The sequence below is a fragment of the Oceanicola sp. S124 genome, from assembly GCF_000220565.1.
In the GTDB taxonomy this organism is placed as follows: Bacteria; Pseudomonadota; Alphaproteobacteria; order Rhodobacterales; family Rhodobacteraceae; genus Pseudooceanicola.
The window spans coordinates 1-2368 of the sequence record NZ_AFPM01000135.1 but is presented as its reverse complement, the minus strand read 5'-3'; the positions used below and the strand labels follow the sequence as shown (position 1 = coordinate 2368).

At 64.9% G+C, this 2368-nt stretch carries 3 protein-coding genes; all 3 read left to right on the top strand.

The window, feature by feature from the left end; genetic code table 11:
• Positions 1–742 (top strand): TRAP transporter substrate-binding protein (locus tag OS124_RS0109440; RefSeq protein WP_010139299.1); only part of this gene is annotated, 742 nt, incomplete at its 5' end.
• An 85-nt stretch (positions 743–827) separates the two neighbouring features.
• A complete protein-coding gene (locus tag OS124_RS0109435; RefSeq protein ID WP_010139298.1) occupies positions 828–1721 on the top strand; it encodes a TRAP transporter small permease subunit in 894 nt (297 codons plus the stop codon).
• Positions 1722–1734: 13 nt separating this feature from the next.
• Positions 1735–2368 (top strand): TRAP transporter large permease subunit (locus OS124_RS24215; RefSeq protein WP_010139297.1); only part of this gene is annotated, 634 nt, incomplete at its 3' end.

Here is a 2368-nt window from a genome sequence, read left to right as displayed (position 1 = left end):
CTTCGGCATGACCGCCCCCGAGATGATGACCTGGTACTATGCCAACGGCGGCATGGCCCTGCATCACCAGCTGGGCGAGATCTTCGGCCTGAAGTCCTTCCTGGCCGGTCAGACCGCCGCGCAGGGCGGCGGCTGGTTCCGCAACCCGATCAACTCGGCCGACGACTTCAAGGGGCTCAAGTTCCGCATGCCGGGCCTGGGCGGCCAGGCGCTGGCCAAGCTGGGTGCCTCGGTGCAGGTTCTGCCGGGCGGCGAGATCTACCAGGCGCTGTCCACCGGCGCGCTGGACGGCACCGAGTGGATCGGCCCCTGGTCGGACGAGAAGCTGGGCCTGCAGGAAGTCTGCAAGAACTACTACCCCGCCGGCTTCCACGAGCCGGGCGCGGCCCTCTCGGTGGCCACCAACCTCGATGTGTTCAACAACCTGACCCCCGAGCAGCAGAAGATTATCGAGGTCGCATCCGCCGAGGCGCATCAGCACAACTACGCGCTGTTCATCGCCAACAACGGCCCCGCGCTGGAGCGTCTGCGCTCGACCGGCATCCAGGTGCAGGAATTCCCCGATGACGTCTGGGATGCCTTCGGTGCCGCCTCGAAGGAAGTGCTCGACGGCTTCATGGACAACGAGATCTTCGCCGAGATCCGCAACTCGGCCGAGGCGTCGATGAACTCTGCCTCGGGCTGGATGTCCGTTTCCGACAGCGCCTACACCGCGCAGCGGAACCGCGTGCTGGGCGGCTGAACCGTCCCGCGCCGATGACAACCGGGCTGCGCATCCTCGGGTGCGCAGCCCTTGACTTCAAAGAACAATGAACTTGGGGGACAGAATGCTCGACGCGCTCGTCTGGTTCGTGAGCCAGCTCGGCCTTGGGGTCTGGCACATGATCTATGCCGCCAGCCATCCCGAACTCTGGCTTGACTGGGCAGACAAGGAAGCGCTGATCCGCTTCATCTACTATGGCGGCTCGGTCGAATTCTTCTTTGTCGTCTTCGACATCTTCCTGCTGGTCACGCTGGCGGGCCTGCTCTACCGGCCCTTCATGTGGGGCTGCGTGCGCGTGCTGGAGGGCTTTGCCAACGTGGTCGGCCGTGCCGCCGCCTGGGCCGGCCTGATCATGGTTGCCCAGCAGATCCTGGTGGTCTTCCTTCAATCCATCTTCCGCCTGGGAGAGATCACCATCTCTCCCCTGGGCATCGGCTTCACCCAGTCCGTGGGCTGGTTCGCCGAGGGGCTGAAGCTGTGGAACGCCGCGGTGGTCGCGCTCTGTGTCGCCTATGCCTTCGTGCAGGGCAGCCATGTGCGCGTCGACCTGGTCTATGCCGCCATCGGCCACCGCGCCAAGCGCGTGGTCGACATGTTCGGGGCGCTGTTCTTCATGATCCCCGTCGCGGTGGTGATGTGGATGTACTCGTGGTTCTTCCTCTGGCGCCACTTGATCACCCCCAAGGTCTCGGCCTCCGACCAGCTCGAGATGATGCTGCGCAAGGCCCGGATCGTGAAGTGGAACGTCGAGACCATCGGCTTCAGCCCGGACGGGTTCAACGCCTACTTCCTCTTCAAGATCCTCATCCTGTGCTTCGTCGCCCTGGTCTTCGTCCAGGCGGTGGCCTTCTTCTACCGCTCCTACCTGGAGTTCCGGGAAGGCGAGGAAAGCGCAGGCAAATATCTGGACCTCGATACGCTCGGGTCCGGCGAAGAAGCCTATGAAGGCACGCACTGAGGGAACCTGACACATGCTTTTCGGACTAGATGGGGTCGAGGTCGGCCTGCTGATCGTCTTCCTGAGCCTTTTCGCGGGGATCCTCTCGGGCTTCCCGGTGGCTTTCGCCATCCCCGGCGCGGGTGTCTTCGCCTTCGCCATCATCGCCTACCTGGATGCCTCGGGGATCCTCGTGCACCAGGCCATCGACACCGCCAGCCAGGGCTATCGCGACCTGCTGGCCTCGGGGGTGCATCCCGATGCGGTGTCGCATTTCCGCTACCCCGATCTGCCCACCGTGGCCGTGCCCGTCTTCGAGCGCGGCTGGGAAGTGGCGATGGACCGCAACATCTCGTTCATCGTGAACCGCATGAACGAGCGCGTCTTCGCGGGCCAGTCCATCGAGACCCTGCTGGCGGTGCTGATGTTCGTCATGATGGGCATCACGCTGGAGCGCTCCAAGATCGCCAATGACCTGCTGACCACCATGGCGCGGGTCTTCGGCCCTCTGCCGGGCGGCCTGGCCGTCTCGGTCGTCGTCGTGGGCGCCTTCCTGGCCGCCTCGACCGGCATCGTCGGCGCCACCGTGGTGACCATGGGCCTCTTGTCGCTGCCCACCATGCTGCGCGCGGGCTATTCGCCCGAGCTGTCCACCGGCGTCATCGCCG